18 protein-coding genes and 1 pseudogene are annotated in these 18,442 nt (G+C 63.0%); 15 read left to right on the top strand and 4 right to left on the bottom strand.

From position 1 onward, the window contains the following. Positions 1–471 (bottom strand): annotated as a pseudogene (locus ACROHD_RS17770) (hypothetical protein); the annotation flags it as partial. A 176-nt stretch (positions 472–647) separates the two neighbouring features. Between ACROHD_RS17770 and ACROHD_RS17765 the strand changes: the two are divergent. From ACROHD_RS17765 to lexA, 7 genes are all read left to right on the top strand, one after another. Then, entirely contained in the window at positions 648–1,244 is a 597-nt protein-coding gene (locus tag ACROHD_RS17765) for an aminodeoxychorismate/anthranilate synthase component II (protein ID WP_432679752.1), read from the top strand. Next, entirely contained in the window at positions 1,241–2,257 is a 1,017-nt protein-coding gene (trpD, locus tag ACROHD_RS17760; protein ID WP_432679751.1) for an anthranilate phosphoribosyltransferase, read from the top strand. Before ACROHD_RS17765 ends, trpD begins: the two co-directional genes overlap by 4 nt. 108 nt (positions 2,258–2,365) lie before the next feature. Continuing rightward, positions 2,366–3,037: a uracil-DNA glycosylase gene (locus tag ACROHD_RS17755; RefSeq protein WP_432679750.1), complete on the top strand. Its 672-nt coding sequence runs from the start codon at positions 2,366–2,368 to the stop codon at positions 3,035–3,037. Then, positions 3,034–3,843 carry an indole-3-glycerol phosphate synthase TrpC gene (gene trpC / locus ACROHD_RS17750; protein WP_432679749.1) on the top strand — a complete coding sequence of 270 codons (810 nt, stop codon included), beginning with the start codon at positions 3,034–3,036 and terminating at the stop codon, positions 3,841–3,843. The genes ACROHD_RS17755 and trpC overlap by 4 nt, the downstream gene beginning before the upstream one ends. Beyond that, entirely contained in the window at positions 3,843–4,322 is a 480-nt protein-coding gene (gene moaC, locus ACROHD_RS17745; protein ID WP_432679748.1) for a cyclic pyranopterin monophosphate synthase MoaC, read from the top strand. Before trpC ends, moaC begins: the two co-directional genes overlap by 1 nt. Continuing rightward, entirely contained in the window at positions 4,319–5,503 is a 1,185-nt protein-coding gene (locus ACROHD_RS17740) for a molybdopterin molybdotransferase MoeA (RefSeq protein ID WP_432679747.1), read from the top strand. The genes moaC and ACROHD_RS17740 overlap by 4 nt, the downstream gene beginning before the upstream one ends. Positions 5,504–5,582: 79 nt before the next feature. Then, entirely contained in the window at positions 5,583–6,275 is a 693-nt protein-coding gene (lexA, locus tag ACROHD_RS17735) for a transcriptional repressor LexA (protein WP_432679746.1), read from the top strand. Between the two features lie 179 nt (positions 6,276–6,454). On the opposite strand, the gene ACROHD_RS17730 is transcribed toward lexA, so the two are convergent. Further along, on the bottom strand, positions 6,455–8,515 hold the full coding sequence (locus ACROHD_RS17730) for a ComEC/Rec2 family competence protein (RefSeq protein WP_432679745.1): 2,061 nt from the start codon (positions 8,513–8,515) through the stop codon (positions 6,455–6,457). Between the two features lie 174 nt (positions 8,516–8,689). Between ACROHD_RS17730 and gltX the strand changes: the two genes are divergently transcribed. The 5 genes from gltX to ACROHD_RS17705 all read left to right on the top strand — a co-directional run bounded on the left by gltX (position 8,690) and on the right by ACROHD_RS17705 (position 14,021). Continuing rightward, the gene (gene gltX, locus ACROHD_RS17725; protein WP_432679744.1) at positions 8,690–10,093 is read left to right on the top strand and encodes a glutamate--tRNA ligase; all 1,404 of its coding nucleotides are present in this window, start codon (positions 8,690–8,692) and stop codon (positions 10,091–10,093) included. 104 nt (positions 10,094–10,197) lie between these two features. Then, entirely contained in the window at positions 10,198–11,490 is a 1,293-nt protein-coding gene (gene gltA, locus ACROHD_RS17720) for a citrate synthase (protein WP_432679743.1), read from the top strand. Positions 11,491–11,586: 96 nt separating this feature from the next. Beyond that, entirely contained in the window at positions 11,587–12,045 is a 459-nt protein-coding gene (locus ACROHD_RS17715; RefSeq protein ID WP_432679742.1) for a paraquat-inducible protein A, read from the top strand. A gap of 9 nt (positions 12,046–12,054) precedes the next feature. Then, a complete protein-coding gene (gene radA, locus ACROHD_RS17710) occupies positions 12,055–13,422 on the top strand; it encodes a DNA repair protein RadA (RefSeq protein WP_432679741.1) in 1,368 nt (455 codons plus the stop codon). 32 nt (positions 13,423–13,454) lie between these two features. Beyond that, positions 13,455–14,021 carry a CvpA family protein gene (locus ACROHD_RS17705; protein ID WP_432679740.1) on the top strand — a complete coding sequence of 189 codons (567 nt, stop codon included), beginning with the start codon at positions 13,455–13,457 and terminating at the stop codon, positions 14,019–14,021. A gap of 3 nt (positions 14,022–14,024) precedes the next feature. Here the strand turns inward: ACROHD_RS17705 and ACROHD_RS17700 are convergent, their stop codons facing one another. After that, positions 14,025–15,203, bottom strand: a complete 1,179-nt coding sequence (locus ACROHD_RS17700; RefSeq protein ID WP_432679739.1) for an alpha/beta hydrolase — start codon at positions 15,201–15,203, stop codon at positions 14,025–14,027. A gap of 155 nt (positions 15,204–15,358) precedes the next feature. Between ACROHD_RS17700 and ACROHD_RS17695 the strand changes: the two genes are divergently transcribed. The 3 genes from ACROHD_RS17695 to ACROHD_RS17685 all read left to right on the top strand — a co-directional run bounded on the left by ACROHD_RS17695 (position 15,359) and on the right by ACROHD_RS17685 (position 17,612). Further along, positions 15,359–15,550 (top strand): hypothetical protein, encoded by a 192-nt coding sequence (locus ACROHD_RS17695; RefSeq protein WP_432679738.1) that lies wholly within the window; start codon positions 15,359–15,361, stop codon positions 15,548–15,550. Between the two features lie 120 nt (positions 15,551–15,670). Then, complete coding sequence (gene purF, locus ACROHD_RS17690; protein ID WP_432679737.1) at positions 15,671–17,146, top strand: amidophosphoribosyltransferase; 1,476 nt, start codon at positions 15,671–15,673, stop codon at positions 17,144–17,146. Next, positions 17,139–17,612: a DUF1284 domain-containing protein gene (locus tag ACROHD_RS17685; protein WP_432679736.1), complete on the top strand. Its 474-nt coding sequence runs from the start codon at positions 17,139–17,141 to the stop codon at positions 17,610–17,612. The genes purF and ACROHD_RS17685 overlap by 8 nt, the downstream gene beginning before the upstream one ends. On the opposite strand, the gene ACROHD_RS17680 is transcribed toward ACROHD_RS17685, so the two are convergent. After that, positions 17,552–18,379: a class I SAM-dependent methyltransferase gene (locus ACROHD_RS17680; RefSeq protein WP_432679735.1), complete on the bottom strand. Its 828-nt coding sequence runs from the start codon at positions 18,377–18,379 to the stop codon at positions 17,552–17,554. The two genes, ACROHD_RS17685 and ACROHD_RS17680, sit on opposite strands and share 61 nt — an antisense overlap. Between the last annotated feature and the right edge of the window lie 63 nt (positions 18,380–18,442).

The following is an 18,442-nucleotide window of genomic DNA, read 5'->3' as shown; positions in this document are numbered from 1 at the left end:
GTCCAGCACGGGCGCGGCCGAGGGCGCCTGAAGGCTGTCCATCGCCTCAGGCTGCGGTGCCGGGGCGGTGTCGGGCAGGCTCGGCCCTGTGGGCGGTGGCAATGCAGTGATGGGTTGCGGGGCACCGGCGGGTGCAGTGTCGATTCCCGGCAGGGCTGCCGTGGTTTCCTCGGGCGGGCGGTTGAACTCTGACCCGGCGGGCAAAGGGATCTCGGACACCGGGACAGACGTTGCGCCTTGTCCAGCAGGCTCCGTTGGTTCTGCGGCCTCGGGGTCAGACGCGGGCTCGGCCGTCAGCTCGGCTTCCGGTTCCGCCACCGGCGCGGGCGTCGGGTCTTGTGCCTCTGACTGCACAGGTTGTTGCATCGACGGGGGCCGGTCCGGCAATGGTGTGCCAAGTGACAGCAGTACCGCGCCGACAATGGCGACGAACGCGCCCCAGATCAGACCTGAAACCAGACCTCTGCCCATGTCTTTCACCCTCTCGATACGTGTCCTGCGCCCCGAACGGGACGCTTCACATCCAAATAGCCCCAGCCAGTGGCCGTTCTGTGGGTGCATGGGTTGACCATGCCCCGCGGCCCTGCGCATGTATAACCCGGCGCGCGGGTAAGGCGCACCCCTTTTTGCGACGAGGACCTGCGGGCATGCTTCTGCTCATCGATAACTACGACAGTTTTACCTACAATCTGGTCCATTACCTGGGCGAACTTGGATGCGTCCCCCATGTGGTGCGCAACGACGCGCTGGATGTGCAGCAGGCGATGGCGCTCAACCCAGCCGGGATCGTGCTGAGCCCCGGCCCCTGCGACCCCGCGCAAGCCGGGATCTGCCTGTCGCTGACCGCCGCCGCAGCCGAAACCGGCACGCCGCTTCTGGGGGTTTGCCTGGGGCACCAGACCATCGGTGAGGCTTTTGGCGGCAAGGTGGTCCGCTGCCACGAGATCGTGCATGGCAAGATGGGCAGCATCCATCACGCGGGCAAAGGCGTGTTCGCGGGCCTGCCCTCGCCCCTGCAGGGCACCCGTTACCACTCGCTGGTGGTGGAGCGCGAGAGCCTGCCCGATTGCCTGGAAATCACCGCCTGGCTGGAAGATGGCACAATCATGGGCCTGCGCCACAGGGATCTGCCGATTGAAGGCGTGCAGTTCCACCCCGAAAGCATCCGCTCCGAACATGGGCACGAGATGCTCCGGAGCTTCCTGAAGACGGTTTCCGGCGCCTTGGCGGAGGAACCGGCATGAGCGATCAGATGAAACCCCTGATCGCCGCCGTGGCAGAGCGCAGCCTGACGGATGCAGAGGCCGAACAGGCTTTTGGCCTGCTTTTTGATGGCGAGGCAACCGACGCCCAGATCGGCGCGATGCTTATGGCGATGCGCGTGCGCGGTGAGACAGTGGAAGAAATAGCCGCCGCAGCCAAGGTGATGCGCGGCAAATGCGTTGCGGTGCGCGCGCCTGAGGGCGCGATGGATATCGTCGGCACCGGCGGCGATGGCAAGGGCACACTGAACATCTCGACCGCCACGGCCTTCGTGGTCGCCGGGGCCGGCGTTCCCGTGGCCAAACACGGCAACCGCAATCTTTCTTCAAAATCGGGTGCGGCGGATGCACTTGGACAGATGGGCGTCAACGTCATGGTTGGCGCACAAGTTGTGGAGCAGGCGCTGAAAGAGGCCGGGATCGGCTTCATGATGGCGCCCATGCACCACCCGGCCATTGCCCATGTGATGCCCACCCGCCAACAGCTTGGCACGCGGACGCTGTTCAATGTGCTGGGTCCGCTGACCAACCCCGCCGGCGTCAAGCGCCAGTTGACCGGCGCCTTTGCCCCCTGGCTCATTCGCCCCATGGCCGAGGTTCTGGGGGCTTTAGGGTCCGAAGCGGCGTGGCTGGTCCACGGATCGGACGGCACCGATGAACTGTCCATCGCGGGCCCTTCCGCCGTCGCGGCGCTGAAGAATGGCGAGATCGAAGAGTTCGAGATTTCCCCCGCCGATGCCGGCCTGCCTACGCACCCGTTCGAGGCCATCCTTGGGGGCACACCGGAAGAAAACGGCGTCGCGTTCCGGGCGCTGCTGAAGGGCGAGGGCGGAGCCTACCGCGATGCGGTGTTGCTGAACTCTGCCGCAGCGTTGCTCGTGGCTGGCGCGGTTGAAACGCTGCCAGAGGGTGTGGAACGCGCGGCACGAAGCATTGACGACGGCGCAGCGCTGAAGGCAGTGGAAACCCTGGCCCGGGTCACATCCGCCGCCTGACATTGCGTCACATTTGAGCACGCGGGGCGTACGCGGTTTCGAAACCGCGTTGGAAGGCTTTTCGAAAAGCCTTGTCCCCGCCTGGTCGCACGCGCTACCCCCTGATCCATGCGTTTCGACTTGTCTCATCTCGGGTCTTGGGCTGACCTGCCCGCCTTTTCGACCGATATTAGCGGCTTCGAAGCCGCTTTGACCGCCGAGACGCGCCCCTGGCTGCCCGCCCCTGACCGTGTATTCGCCGCCCTGGAGGCTTGCCCACCGGAGCGAACCAAGGTGGTCATCCTCGGACAGGACCCCTACCCGACCCCGGGCCACGCCCATGGGCTTGCCTTCTCGGCAGAACCGCATGTGCACCCCCTGCCCCGGTCTCTCGCCAATATCTACAAGGAAATGCAGGCCGATCTGGGCACATGCCCGCCCTCGGCCGATCTTCGGTTCTGGGCCGCGCAGGGGGTATTGCTGCTCAACGCTGTGCTGACCGTCCCCGCTGGTGTGGCCAATGGCCATGCAAAGCTGGGTTGGCAGCGTCTGACCGGGCAGGTGCTGGACCGCCTCGCCAATGACGCCATGCCCCGCGTTTACATGCTTTGGGGCAAGCCTGCGCAGAAAGCTGCCAGGGCCATTCCCGCAATGGGTAATCTCAAGCTGGAGGCCCCCCACCCCTCGCCCCTTTCCGCGCATCGGGGCTTTTTTGGCTCGCGCCCCTTCTCTCGCGCGAATAACTGGTTACAAGAACAGGGCATGACGCCCATCAACTGGACGGATCCGGGACCGATATGACCGCAAGCATTCTCGACAAGATCAAGGCCTACAAGCTGGAAGACGTGGCCGCCCGCAAAGCCGCCCGGCCCCTGGCCGCCGTGGAAGCCGACGCAGCCGAGGCCCCGCCGATACGCCCCTTTGCCAAGGCGCTGAGCATCGCCTCACGAGAGGGCTACGGTCTGATCGCTGAGATCAAGAAGGCGAGCCCTTCGAAGGGGCTCATCCGCGCCGATTTCAACCCGCCCGCACTGGCCCGCGCCTATGAGACCGGGGGGGCGACCTGCCTGTCAGTGCTGACCGACACACCCTCTTTCCAGGGCGCCGATGACTATCTTGTCGCCGCGCGGGCCGCAGTCTCTCTGCCCGTCCTGCGCAAGGATTTCCTCTATGATCCCTACCAGGTGGCCGAGGCCCGCGCACTTGGGGCCGATTGCATCCTGATTATCATGGCCAGCGTGTCCGATGCACAAGCCGAGGAACTGGAAGACGCCGCGACCCGATGGGGCATGGATGCGCTTATTGAGGTGCACGATGCCGCGGAACTGGACCGCGCGCTCAATCTGAAATCGCGCATGATCGGCATCAACAACCGGGATCTCAATACCTTCGTCACCTCGCTCGATGTCACCAAGACGCTGGTGCGCCGCATTCCGGGCGACCGGATGGTGGTGTCAGAATCCGGGCTGAACACGCCCAAGGATCTGTCCGATATCGCCATGTATGGCACCCGCTGCTTCCTGATCGGCGAAAGCCTGATGCGTCAAGACGACGTGGAAAGTGCCACACAAACGCTGCTGGCCAATCCCTTGCGGGCGGCGCAATAATGGCGGGCCTTACGCATTTCGATGCCGAGGGGCAGGCGCATATGGTCGATGTCTCCGACAAGCCCGTGACCGCGCGGGTGGCCGTGGCCGAGGGCTTCGTGCGCATGACACCCGAAACGCTGGCCGCGATCACCGGCGGCGAGGCGAAAAAGGGCGATGTTCTGGGCGTTGCGCGGCTGGCGGGGATCATGGGGGCCAAGAAGACCTCGGACCTGATCCCGCTCTGCCATCCCCTGCCGATCACCAAGGTGGCGCTGGAACTGGAGCCGGTCGAAAGCCTTCCCGGCATCCGCATTGTGGCAACCGTCAAGACCGGCGGCCAGACTGGGGTAGAGATGGAAGCCCTGACCGCCGTATCCACCGCCGCGCTGACCGTCTACGACATGGTGAAAGCCGTTGATAAGTCAATGGAAATCACCGGCATCCGCCTGCTGCTGAAAGAGGGCGGGAAGTCCGGGAGATACGAGGCGCAGGGATGATCACCGTTGACGAGGCCCTCGCCGCTTGTCTGGCGCTCGCCGATCCGCTGCCTTGCGAAGAGGTTCCACTGGTCAATGCCTATGGCAGGGTGCTTGCACAACCGGTTCAGGCCCGGCGCGATCAGCCTCCCTTTGCGGCCTCGGCCATGGATGGCTACGCGGTGACGTCTGAAACGCCCCAACCCGGCGACACGTTCACCGTGATCGGCGAGGCGGCGGCAGGCCATGTCTGGAAAGGCAAACTTGACGACGGTCAGGCGGTGCGCATCTTTACCGGCGCGCCAATCCCCGAAGGCGCGACGCGGGTGATCATTCAGGAGGATGTGACGCGCAACGGTGATGTGATCACCCTGGGCGACCGGCTGGATCACCAGACCAATATCCGCCCTGCCGGCGGCGATTTTCTGACCGGTGACACCTTGGAGGCCCCGCGCGTTCTGCGCCCGGCCGATCTTGCGCTGGCCGCCGCCATGAACCTGCCCACGCTGCCCGTCACGCGCAAGCCCGTGGTCGCGCTGATCGCTACCGGGGATGAGCTGGTGCAGCCCGGCGAAACCCCGCGCCCTGACCAGATTGTCGCCTCCAATTCCTACGGGCTCAAGGCGCTGGCCGAGGCCGCGGGTGCCCATGCGCGATTGCTGCCGATTGCCCGCGATACGGTAGAAAGCCTCGCCAGCACTCTGAAGCTTGCGGCGGATGCGGATATTATCGTGACGATTGGTGGCGCGTCTGTGGGCGATCATGATCTGGTGGCTCAGGTCGCCGCCGCCGAAGGGTTGGAGCGCAGCTTCTACAAAGTGGCGCTCAGACCCGGCAAACCCCTGATGGCGGGGCGGATGGGAAAGGCGGCGCTGCTTGGCCTTCCCGGCAACCCGGTGTCGGCCATGGTCTGCGGGCAGATTTTCCTCGTGCCGATGATCCGGGCGATGCTGGGTCTGGGCAAGGCCCCGGCCCCACGTGAAACGGCCGAACTGGCGGTGGATCTGCCCCAGAACGGCCCACGTGAACACTATATCCGCGCCGTGCTGGAGCCGGGCAGCCGGTTCCCGCTCGTCACGCCGGATCCGAGGCAGGATTCCTCACTGCTGAGCGTCCTCTCCCGCGCCGATGCCCTGATGGTCTATCCCCCATCCGCCGGGCCACTGAGCGCCGGATCGCTTGTGGATATCTTGCGGATTTAGCCCAAGATGTTGACACGAAGCGGAAACACCGGTAGAACATTCCCCGAACAGATGTGATTTCCGTGAGGGGAGCCGTGCGATGCTGACCAAGAAGCAGCTGGACCTGCTGGAGCTAATTCACCGCCGAATGCAGCGTGACGGGGTGCCGCCGTCTTTCGACGAAATGAAGGACGCGCTGGACCTGCGGTCCAAGTCCGGCATCCACCGGCTGATCACGGCGCTGGAAGAACGCGGCTTCATCCGGCGGTTGGCGCATCGGGCCCGCGCGATCGAGATCGTGAAGCTGCCTGAAAGCCTCGAAACCAAACTGGGCGGCTTCACCCCCCGCGTCATCGAAGGCAGCCGGGTCGATCCCCCGCGCGAGGCGCGCCCGGTAGCGGCTGCCTCTGCCGTGGATCTGCCGGTGATGGGCCGCATCGCAGCAGGCACACCGATTGAAGCGATCAGCGAAGTCTCTACCCATGTGGCGGTGCCCCAACAGATGCTGGGATCGGGCAAATCGCATTACGCGCTGGAGGTGAAGGGCGACTCGATGATCGAGGCCGGGATCAACGAAGGCGATATCGTGGTGATCGAAGAAGGCTCGACAGCCGATAATGGCGATATCGTCGTGGCGCTGGTCGAAGGCTATGAAGCAACGCTCAAACGCTTCCGCAAGAAGGGCAACATGATTGCGCTTGAGGCCGCCAACCCCGCCTACCAAACCCGGATGCTGCGCGAAGATCAGGTCAAGGTGCAAGGCAGGCTCGTGGGGCTGATCCGCACCTATTGATGCGGATGGGCCGGACTGTGCGCGCTGCCGGCGCAGCGGTAGAAGCCTCAATCAGGGAGCGGGTATATTTGTACTGTCGCCGCGCCTTTGGCGCGTCTATCCGAGCGTGTCTGTAAAACCGCGTCTCCTCTGACCCGCACGACCGGTCAATAGTCACCGCAGATCAGTGTCATCCAAGCTTATTGCGCGTCAGGAACCCATGGTCGGTGGCCTTGTAGCTGCCGAGCAGAGATGAGTCTCAGATCACCTGCTCTCGGGATCACCGCAACAGCGCCACTTTGGGCCAGAAATCCGGGGCCAATCACGCCACATCGCGGCCCTGACAAAGGCAATTGGCGACCGATCTGCAACGACAGCCCCTCCACCGGGATAATCTCGGGGCCCAGTAAAGCGGCTTCTTCCTCTGGCGAGATCACCCAGTCATGATCCGCACAGGCGCGCACCAGATCCGCCGCTGCCCGGCGCCCGACCCCATGCCAGACCGAAAAATCACCCAAAACGAGCGCCACCCCGTCCCCATCCGTGACCCATCCCGCGCGGGTGGCAGCCCCGGCCTGATCCGCGTCATCGCCATCATTTTCCAACCATAGCCCGGCAACGAATCCATCCCCCCGCGCCCGGCTAAGCACGCGCCCCTCTTCCATCATCGCCCCCGCCAACCGTCCCGAGGGGGAGATCAGCAGGCTTGGTCGCTCTCCCCCGGTCCACAGCACCAGGGCAAGCGCCATTGGGCCAAGACCGCCCCACCGCCCACGCCCGTGCCAGAGGATGACGTGCAGGGCACCTAGGGTCATAAGCGGCAGGACCATGGGGTGTGGCATGACGATGGTGCGCACCGCGCCGTCCATGCCCGCTATGTGATCTGCCACGGCGAGGATCCACGCCAGCCCCGCCTCCATCACCCGGAACGCGACCCACTCAAGGCCAAGGGGCCAGAGCAGCATGGCAACCACAGCGGCGGGGATGACAAGGCTGCCCATGACCGGCACCGTCAACAGATTCGCGACCAGACCGTATGCTGCCAACATGTTGAAATGCGCGGCGGCGAAGGGGGCCGTTGCCAACCCCGCGACGACAGAGGACAGCACCAGCCCCGTCATCCAACGCGCCCAGGCAGGCCAGGTCCGCACCCGCTCTATCCGTTTGAGACCGTTGAACACGGCCACAAGCGCAGTGGTGGCGGCAAAGCTCATCTGAAAGCCCGGCCCAAGCAGGGATTCCGGACGGTGCGCCAGGACAATCAGCGCCGCGATAGCAACCGAGCGCAGGGTGACGGCGCGCCGGTCCAGCAGGACAGCAACGAACATGACCGCGACCTGGATAAAGGCGCGCTCGGTCGCAACATTTCCCCCTGCGACGGCCAGGTAGAATGCGCCTGAGGCCAGCGCACCGACAGCGGCGATCTTCTTCGTCGGCACACGCAGCGCCAAGGGGGGAATCAGGGACAGGCCAGCACGCAGGCTCAGGAAGACAAAGCCGGTCAGCAGCCCCATATGCAGGCCGGAAATGGCCAAAAGATGCGCGATATTGGTGCGCCGCAAGGTATCCAATGTGTCCGTGGAAATGCTGGACCGATCACCGGTCATGACAGCGGCGGCGAAAGCACCCGGCTCACCGTCTATCCGTTCTTGCACCGCGCGCGACAGGCGAAGGCGCAGGTGCAGCAATGGCAGCGCGCCCTCTGGACGGGGCTCCAATAGAAGCGCCGGGCTGCGGGTATAGCCGACCGCCCCGATGGACAGGAACCAGGCGTGGCGTTGAAAATCGAACCCACCAGGCTCGGCCGGGCCTTCGGGCGGGGACAGATGCCCGGTCAGGGCGACGCGGGCCCCAGGGTGCGGCGTTAGAAAGGGCTGATCGCCATGAAGAGACACGCGTACCCGATGGGGGATCCGCGCCGGATCGGTCTCGGCCAAAACCACCTGATCGAGCGTCAGCCGCAGCCGGTCAGAAGCCGAACGATCCACCGCGACGATCCGGCCCTCGATAGGCCCGTAATAGCGAAATCCCAGAACCGGCCCCGCCACCTGCCCCGTTCGCCAGCCCGCCGCACATAGACCAAGCGCCACCAACAGCCCCGCTGTTGCCAAGGGCCCGAGTGTCTCGCGACGCAGACGGCCAAGAATCGCGGCCAGAACAGCCGCCGCCCCGGCCAGGCCATAGACCGCGGGCCCCGGTTCCACTGGCAAGGCGAAATACACCGACACTCCAAGCCCGAAAAAGACCGGGGACCAGGGCATCAGATATCCCCGCTGGCCCTGCTGGACCACATTCAACCATTGCCACAGCCACACTTGCCACCCCTTCCGGGCTTGCCTAAACCTGCGCGCAGATGACTGTGCAGCCTCATGGTTGCCAAAGGATTAACGCCCGGCCCCGGATCACCGGGACATGTGCCCCGGAAAGGACCATAGATGACCTCCAATGTCGTGACCCGCTTCGCACCTTCGCCCACGGGTTTTCTGCATATCGGCGGCGCGCGGACGGCGCTGTTCAACTGGCTCTATGCGCGCGGGCGCGGGGGCACCTTTTTGCTGCGCATCGAAGATACCGACCGGGAACGGTCCACCCCCGAGGCAACACAGGCCATTCTGAACGGCCTGACCTGGCTCGGCCTCGACTGGGACGGAGAGCCGATCAGCCAATTCGCCCGCTGCGACCGCCATGCCGAGGTGGCAAGAGAGATGCTGGCGGCGGGCCATGCCTATAAGTGCTTTGCCACCCAGGACGAAATTCAAGCCTTTCGCGAGGCCGCCAAGGCCGAGGGACGCTCGACCCTGTTTCTCAGCCCATGGCGGGACGTAGCCGATGCCGATCACCCCGACCTGCCCTTCGTGATCCGGCTGAAAGCTCCGCGCGAAGGCGTGACGGTGATCAAGGATCAGGTGCAGGGCGATGTCACGATCCGCAACGATCAGCTCGACGACATGATCCTGTTACGCTCGGATGGCACGCCTACCTACATGCATGCGGTTGTGGTGGATGATCACGATATGGGCGTTACCCACGTCATCCGGGGCGACGATCACCTGAACAATGCCGCCCGTCAGGCGCAGATCTATCATGCCATGGGGTGGCCGGAACCGGTCTGGGCCCACATCCCTCTGATCCATGGTCCAGATGGCAAGAAACTGTCCAAACGCCACGGCGCGCTTGGGGTCGAGGAATATGCCGCCATGGGCTATCCGCCCGCCGCGATGCGCAACTATTTGGCCCGGCTTGGCTGGAGCCATGGCGATGACGAGCTGTTCAGCGACGAACAGGCGAAGGAATGGTTCGACCTGAAGGGAATCGGCAAATCCCCGGCACGGCTGGATTTCAAGAAGCTCGAACATGTGGCCAGCCACCACATCGGGGCGATGGCCGATGAAGATTTGGTGAGTGAAATCGAGCGGTTTTTGGTGGCAACGCAGCAATCTGCGCTTTCGCAGTCGCAGAAAGACGGGCTGGTCACTGCGATGTATTGCCTCAAGGATCGTGCAAAATCTCTTCCACAACTCCTTGAAAAAGCTCACTTTGTTTTGACAGAGCGACCGCTGGATCGCGATGAGAAATCGCAAGCCGCGCTCACAGATGTATCCCGTGGTATACTGACAGAATTGACGCCGCAGTTGCAAAATGCTAGCTGGACACGCGACACGCTGGAGGCGACAGTTTCCGAGGTGGCCGAACGCCACGATCTGAAATTAGGCAAGCTTGCGCCGGCCCTTAGGGCCGCACTGGCAGGCCGCCCCGTCAGCCCGAGCGTTTTCGACATGATGCTCGTCATCGGCCGGGAGGAGACAATTGCCCGCCTGACGGAGGCTGCAGCCGAATGACCTGATTGCGTCGCGGCTGCCTGCGAATAGACGGGTCCGGGAAACCGGTTCCGGAACACCGCCTGATGACCCCATCGGGCAGGCTTTTTGAAGAGGGACTCAGGATGGCAGACAACAGAACCGCGACGCTCACGTTCGACAACAAGACCTTCGAGCTGCCAATGCACTCGCCCAGTGTCGGTCCCGACGTGATTGATATCGGCAAGCTCTACGGTCAGGCGGGCGTCTTTACCCACGACCCCGGCTTCACCTCGACCTCGGCTTGCGAATCCACCATCACCTATATCGACGGCGACGCGGGCATCCTTTTGCATCGCGGGTATCCGATCGACCAACTGGCCGAGAAGTCGCATTACCTGGAGGTCTGCTACCTGCTGCTCTACGGCGAACTGCCGACCGCTGCACAGCTGGAGGATTTCGAGGATCGCGTGACCCGTCACACGATGGTGCATGAACAGATGCACAACTTCTTCCGCGGCTTCCGCCGCGATGCGCACCCGATGGCCACCATGGTGGGCGTTGTCGGCGCAATGTCGGCCTTCTATCACGACTCGACCGATATCTCGGACCCGTGGCAGCGCGAAGTTGCTTCGATCCGACTGATCGCGAAACTGCCGACCATCGCTGCTATGGCCTATAAATACTCGATCGGTCAGCCCTTCGTGTACCCGCGCAACGATTGCGACTACGCCACAAACTTCCTGCGCATGTGCTTTGCGGTTCCGGCCGAGGAATACCAGCCCGACCCGATCCTGAGCCGCGCGATGGACCGTATCTTTACGCTGCACGCCGACCACGAACAGAACGCCTCGACCTCGACCGTGCGTCTGGCGGGCTCCTCGGGTGCGAACCCGTTTGCCTGTATCGCCGCCGGTATCGCCTGTTTGTGGGGGCCGGCCCATGGCGGCGCCAACCAGGCCTGTCTGGAGATGCTGAAGGAAATCGGCACGGTCGACCGCATCCCCGAATACATTGCGCGGGCCAAGGATAAGAACGATCCGTTCCGCCTGATGGGCTTCGGCCACCGGGTCTACAAGAACTTCGACCCGCGCGCGACGGTGATGAAGAAATCGGCCGACGAGGTGCTGGACCTTCTGGGCGTGGAAAACAACCCGCTGTTGCAGGTCGCCAAGGAACTGGAACGCATTGCGCTGGATGATCCCTATTTCTCCGAGAAAAAGCTGTTCCCGAACGTGGACTTCTATTCCGGCATCATTCTGGAGGCCATGGGCTTCCCCACCTCGATGTTCACCCCGATCTTCGCCCTGTCGCGGACGGTTGGCTGGATTTCCCAGTGGAAAGAGATGATCGCTGATCCGAAAGGCAAGATCGGCCGCCCGCGCCAGCTCTATACCGGCGCGACCTATCGCGACTATCAGGATATCGAGAACCGCTAAGCGGTGCCTCGCATGATTTCGAAAGGCCGTCCCACGGGGGCGGCCTTTTTGCATTATCCCCTTGCGCCGCTATGCCCCCTGCCCCATCTCCCTGTAATGACACGGATAATCCTGACCGCGCTGAACCTGTCGTTGCTGGTGCTGTTCCCGATAGCCTGGGTCGCACCGCTGATGCGGGCGGGGTTGTTGCCGTTGTTCGGGCTGAACGAAATCTCGATGCTTTCAGGTGTCATGGCACTGTGGGAGGAGGACTTGCTGCTGGCGCTGGTCGTCGCCCTGTTCGCCATCGTGGCCCCCATTGTTAAGACGGCGGGACTGGCGCTCGTCCATTTCCGGCTGACCGACAGTCGCCTGCTGGCCCCGCTCACGATGCTTGGCAGGCTTGCCATGGCGGATGTCTTCCTGATTGCCATCTACATCACGCTTGCAAAGGGCGTCGGCGTGGGCCGGGTGGAGACCGCCTGGGGCCTGTGGCTGTTCACGGCCTGCGTTCTGATGTCTTTCGCGATCAGCCTGGCCACCTCGGCACTGGCCAAGCGAGGGGCCTTGGGCTAAGCCATCGGCATGGCAAAACCCGTCACCCTGTTCGTCTGTTCCGCCTGCGGCGCCACCCATAAGAAATGGGCAGGCCGCTGCGACGCCTGCGGCGAATGGAATTCGATACAGGAGGAAACGCCTCTGTCCATGGGTCCCGGCGCAAAGACGCTTGGGGCCGTAAAGGGCAAGGGCATGGCGCTGACGGATCTCGCGACCGAGGAACGCCCACCAGAACGCGACGGATCGGGGATCGCTGAGTTTGACCGGGTGCTTGGCGGCGGGCTGGTTGCAGCAAGCGCCACTTTGGTGGGTGGCGACCCCGGCATCGGCAAATCGACGCTTTTGTTGCAGGCAGCGGCCAGTTTTGCAAAGTCCGGCCTCAAGGTCATCTATGTCTCGGGCGAGGAAGCCACGGCGCAGGTGCGGATGCGGGCGCAGCGGCTCGGCCTTGGTGACAGCCCGGTGAAGCTGGCGGCGGAAACCAACCTGCGCGATATCCTGACGACGCTGGATACCGAACTGCCCGATCTGGTGGTAATTGATTCCATCCAGACCATGTGGCTGGACACCGTGGACAGCGCACCGGGGTCCGTCAGCCAGGTCCGCGCCGCCGCACACGAACTGGTAAGCTTTGCCAAGCGTAAGGGCGTCAGCGTCATGCTGGTGGGCCACGTGACAAAGGAAGGCCAGATCGCTGGCCCCCGCGTCGTGGAACACATGGTCGATACCGTGCTTTATTTCGAGGGCGAACGCGGCCACCAGTTCCGCATTCTGCGCAGCGTCAAGAACCGCTTTGGCCCGGCAGATGAGATCGGCGTGTTCGAGATGACCGGTGGCGGACTGGCAGAAGTGCCCAACCCTTCGGCCCTATTCCTGTCAGACCGCAATGAACGCGCCCCGGGATCGGTGGTGTTTGCAGGCATCGAGGGGACGCGGCCCGTGCTGGTCGAAGTTCAGGCCCTTGTCGCGCCCTCTTCGCTGTCCCAACCCCGTCGCGCGGTCGTGGGCTGGGATGGTGGCAGGCTATCGATGATCCTCGCCGTACTGGAAGCGCGCGTCGGTATCAGCTTTCAGGGGCTCGATGTGTACCTGAATATCGCGGGCGGTATGCGCATATCTGAACCGGCTGCTGATCTGGCCGTCGCTGCCGCGCTTTTATCCGCGAGAGAAGACGCGGCACTGCCCGCAACCACCGTCGTTTTCGGTGAATTGAGCCTCTCAGGCGCATTACGCCCCGTCTCTCAGGCTGAAAACAGGTTGAAAGAGGCGCGGAAACTTGGTTTTTCCTCCGCAATCGCACCAGAGGGATGCAAAATCACCGACGGGGCTGATATGGATCTGAAACTGATGCCGGACCTTGCCCGGTTCACCGGTGATATTTTCGGCGCAGGCTGACCCGCCAGCACCACAGGGAGACGAAAGAGATAATGGACGCTTTTACCATTTTTGACGGGGTCGTGGCCGGTGTGATCGTGATCTCCGCAATCCTCGCCTATTCCCGTGGCTTCGTGCGTGAGGCACTCTCCATCGCTGGCTGGATCGTGGCGGCCATCGTGGCCTTCATGTTCGCCCCCCGCGCCAAGGAACTGATGTTCGAGATCCCTTACCTGGGCGATTTCCTCAATGGCTCCTGCGAATTGGCGGTCATTGCGGCCTTTGCAGCCGTGTTTGCCATCGCACTTGTGGTGATCTCTCTCTTCACGCCGTTCTTTTCCAGCGCCGTACAGCGGTCTGCCATCGGCGGGCTGGATGCCGGTCTTGGCTTCCTGTTCGGGGTGCTTCGCGGGGTACTGCTGGTTGTGGTCGCTCTCATCGCCTATGATCGCATCGTCGGGAACGAGCCGATTGCCGTCATTTCCGACAGCCGCTCGGCAGAAATCTTCCAGTCCATGCAAACCCGTGTAGAAGAACAGATTCCCTCTGACGCGCCCGGCTGGATCGTGAGCCGCTACGAGGAACTGGTGAACAGCTGCGGCCCGACCGACGGGAACTGAGCCCTAGTCGGCGGCGGACAGGAACGCCTGCGCCGCCTGCAGGGCCTCACGCCAGTTTGCATCGCTTGGAACCATGACATGGCTTGGGCTATCCACCATGTGGAACGTGGCATTCGACAAGCGGGCGGCCAGTTCCTGGCTTTCTGAAACAGGATGAACCGCGTCCCGGTCTGCATGTAGCAGCAGCACCGGGGCGGTTACCTTGTCCAGAATGTCGGATACATCGAAACCGGCAATCAGCGACCGAAGTTGCGCCGCTGTTTCCGGGACTGCCGAAATCTGCTTCATCTCGACAAAGCTCGATAACTCCTCGGGCGTGGCTGTGGGCATGTAGATTGTGGAAAAGGCCTGCATCAGCGGGCTGCCGATCTTACCCCATCCGCTGCGGATCATCTCGTTCATCGCGTCTCCGACCGAGGCATCCTGACGGTGTTTTGTGCCGCGGATAAAACCGCCGATCAACACCATCCGGCTGACCCTGTCAGGATGGGCCGCTGCAAATGCCAGCGCGACAGGCGCGCTTTGCGAGGCGGCAAAGATCGAAAACCGCTCGAGTCCGGCCGCATCCGCCACCGCCGTCAAATCCGCCACGAAATCCTCAAGATCACCGCCGCGCAAAGTCCGGTCGGACAGGCCGGTACCGCGCGGATCGTAGCGGACAAGACGGTGGCGGGCGCTCAGCCGGTCCAGCAAAGGACGCCAGACCGGGCTTTTCCAGTCATGCTCCAGATGCGACAGCCAATGGCTGCCCCGCAGAATCGGTGGCCCTTCACCAGATTCCGCAAAAGCCAGCCGCGTCCCGTCGCAGCTGGTTGTATAGCGGATTACCTGGTTGATCTTGCGTGTCGGTTGAGGCGCGTGCGGCGCATCGGCAACTGCATCCACCGGCACAGCCATCTGCACGCCGCGCCGCGGGATCGTCCGGATCACCCCTTGGGCGGCCCCACTGTCCCCAACCGCCTTGCGTGCGGCATTGACCCGTGCGGCCAAGGTGGAATCCGAAACAATGCGGCCCTTCCAGACCTCGGCAATCATATCGTCCTGCGTGACCAGAGCCGGGGCCATCCGCGCCAGCAATACCAGAAGGTCAAAGACCTGGGGTTCGGTGTGAACCTCTTGCCCGTCCCGCATAAGAACATGGGCACGCGCATCAAGCTGGCAATCTGCAAAATGGTAGATCATGGCCCAAGAGTGCGTGTTCTTTCGGAAGTTCTCAAGAAAAACAGCGATCTCTCAAGACAAATCGGGCAAATCACAAGACCTTCTAAAGGTCGTCTTCAAGCGCCGGTTCGGAAATGTAGGCAGTCTGAGGTCATCAGATGCAAAGGAGATACGCCATGACCGACATGATCAAAACCCGCCCCGATGGTTCTATCGACACCGCCTTTTACATGGAACGTGGCCGTCAGATGCGCAGCCAGCAGGCCGCACACATGGCCCGCGAGGGTAGCCGCAAGACCCTGTCCCTGGTGCCGGTTCTGGCAGTTTGTGGTCTGGCCGCCCTTTTGGTCGTCCCCGCGCTGTTCTGACCTGTCCGTCAAGAGAGACTTTTCCGGGAAATCGCACATTCACATATCTGTCACAGGTGACTTTGCCGTCATGGGGGGCTATACGGGCGCGGAATCGACCGGACGCGGAGCCATCCCCCCATGCGTGACCTCGACAAGCCCTTCCTGAGCCACCCGTTTGATGACGACAAGCTCAAGGAGGAGTGCGGTGTCTTCGGCGTCATCGGCGTTGCCGACGCGGCGAATTTCGTAGCCCTCGGGCTCCATGCCCTGCAACATCGCGGGCAAGAAGCCGGTGGCATTGTCGCCCATGACCCCGAACAAGGGTTCAACTCGGCCCGCCGCTTCGGCTATGTGCGCGACAACTTCACGTCAGAGGACGTGATGAAGACAGTGCCAGGGCCCTTGGCTATCGGCCATGTCCGCTATTCCACCGCCGGATCGAAAGGCAATACCGCGATCCGCGACGTTCAGCCTTTTTTCGGTGAATTCGCCATGGGCGGCGCGGCGATTGCCCATAACGGCAATATCGTGAATGCCGAGGAACTGCGGCGCGAGCTCATTGGCCGCGGCTCGATCTTCCAAAGCTCCTCCGACAGCGAATGCATCATCCACCTGATGGCGCGCAGCTATCAAAAGAACATCCCCGAGCGGATGAAGGATGCGCTGCGCCGCGTCGAAGGCGCATTTTCCGTCGTCGCCATGACCCGGACGAAGCTGATTGGTGTCCGCGACCCGCTTGGCGTGCGGCCTCTGGTTCTGGGCAAGGTGGGTGACGGTTGGGCGCTGAGCTCGGAAACCTGTGCGCTCGACATCATCGGGGCGGAATTCGTGCGCGAAATCAAGCCCGGCGAAATGGTGGTGATCACAGCCAGCGGCATTGAGAGCTACATGCCGTTCGAACAGCGCAAACCGCGTTTCTGCATCTTCGAACATGTCTATTTCTCGCGCCCCGACAGCATTCTGGGTGGCCGGTCCGTCTATGAAACCCGCGAGGCCATCGGCCGCGAACTGGCCAAGGAATCCCCGGTTGAGGCCGATCTGGTCTGCCCGGTGCCCGACAGCGGCACGCCCGCGGCCATCGGCTTTTCACTGGAATCGGGCATCCCATATGCCATGGGAATCATCCGCAACCAGTATATGGGCCGAACCTTCATCGAACCGACAGAGCAGATCCGCAACATGGGTGTGCGGCTGAAGCTGAACGTCAACCGGGCCCTTATCGAAGGCAAACGGGTGATCCTTGTCGATGACAGCGTGGTGCGCGGCACCACCAGCCGCAAGATCAAGGAAATGATCCTCGATGCAGGCGCGGCCGAGGTCCATTTCCGGATTGCCTCGCCCCCCACGGCCTGGCCCTGTTTCTACGGTGTCGACACCCCGCAGCGTGAAAAGCTGCTGGCCGCGACCATGAGCGAAGAGGAAATGCGCGCCCATCTTGAGGTCGACAGCCTCAAGTTCATCTCACTCGACGGGCTCTACCGCGCGGTTGGCGAGGCCGAGGGCCGCAACACCGCCTGCCCGCAATATTGTGACGCCTGCTTCTCTGGCGATTACCCGGTGAAGCCGACGGATGTGGTGAACGCGGGCAAGCTCGCGCTCAAGGAAAATGCCTGACAAAACGCCACCGCTCCGTTTCCGCCCGCATCATTTTCTGTGTGCGCTCGGCTATCAGGGCAAGGGCTATTCGGATGCGTTTACCGCGAATATGACCGCCATCGTTGTGGACCGGCTGCGCGCGCCCGGCGGCGATGAGGTGGTGATCGAGACCACAGGCGCGACCGATGATATCTGCACCCCCTGCCCCAAACTGCGCGGGCGGCTTTGCACAAACCAGCAAGCGATTGCCAAGCTTGACCGTGCCCATGCCGCCGCGCTGAAACTGAAGCCCCGCGAACGGCTGACTTGGGGCGAGGCGCAGCAACGAATTGTCGAGCATGTGCCACCCGGCAGCCTGTCAACGCTGTGCGAGGGGTGTCAGTGGCTGGAGCTTGGTCTCTGCGAAGAGGCCCTCAAACGCCTTCACGATGCGGCGGGCGCGGTCTCCGCAGACAGCACCACGACGGGCACCGGCACCCTGTAGATCCCGCCATCTGCGAACGACTCGGCCACGGTGCTTATGATCTGCTCGGCAAGGGCTTCCTGAACCGCGTCGCTCTGGCTGCGGATCAGCATGCCCGCCCCCACCGTGCCATAGAGAAAAGTGTTCCACAGCCCGTCAGCGGTGTCGAATTCCCAGTTCTCGTGGTGAACATCATGCGCCAGCAGTGTCAAACCGGCCTCCGCCAGAATCTCTTGCGCCGTATCCCGGTCCGTGAAGGCAAAAAGGTCGGGCTGAGGTGGCGTGATAGACAGATCGCCATGCGCGCGCAGGGCGCCGAAAACCGTTCCGAATGCAAGGGATCGCGGCGGTGCCTCCCATGTTGCCATGGTGAAACGGCCACCTGGCTTCAGGACACGCGCGATCTCGCGCAGTGCCCGCGGCTGATCCGGCAAATGCATCATGCCGAAATTGCACAGCACCTGATCGAAGCTGTGATCGTCGAAGGGCATGTCCGCCGCGTCGCTTTCGACCAGGCGGGCACCCGGCGCGCGCTCTGCCGCCAGATCCAGCATTCGCCGCGAAAAATCCAGCCCGGTGGCTTCTGCGCCCGCTGCTGTCAGCAGGGCAATCAGCGTCCCCTGCCCGCAGCACAGATCGAGACAGGCCCGCCCGGTCGGCTCGCACTCAGCCACCATCGCCTCCGCTATTCTGTCCGTGACCGGTGTGAAGAACTTGAGATAAGCGCCCAGAATTCCGTCGTCCTGCCAGCCGGTGCGCTCATTCTGACCAAAGAGATCGTAGGACATGCCATAACCCTCCCCTGAGTATGGAAAAGTCTACCATAGCCCCCGCGACCTGCCAAAGAGACA

The sequence above is a fragment of the Nioella aestuarii genome (assembly GCF_050896395.1).
GTDB classification, from domain to species: Bacteria; Pseudomonadota; Alphaproteobacteria; order Rhodobacterales; family Rhodobacteraceae; genus Nioella; species Nioella aestuarii.
The sequence above is the reverse complement of the archived record's forward strand: the minus strand, read 5'-3'. Positions and strand labels throughout refer to the sequence as shown.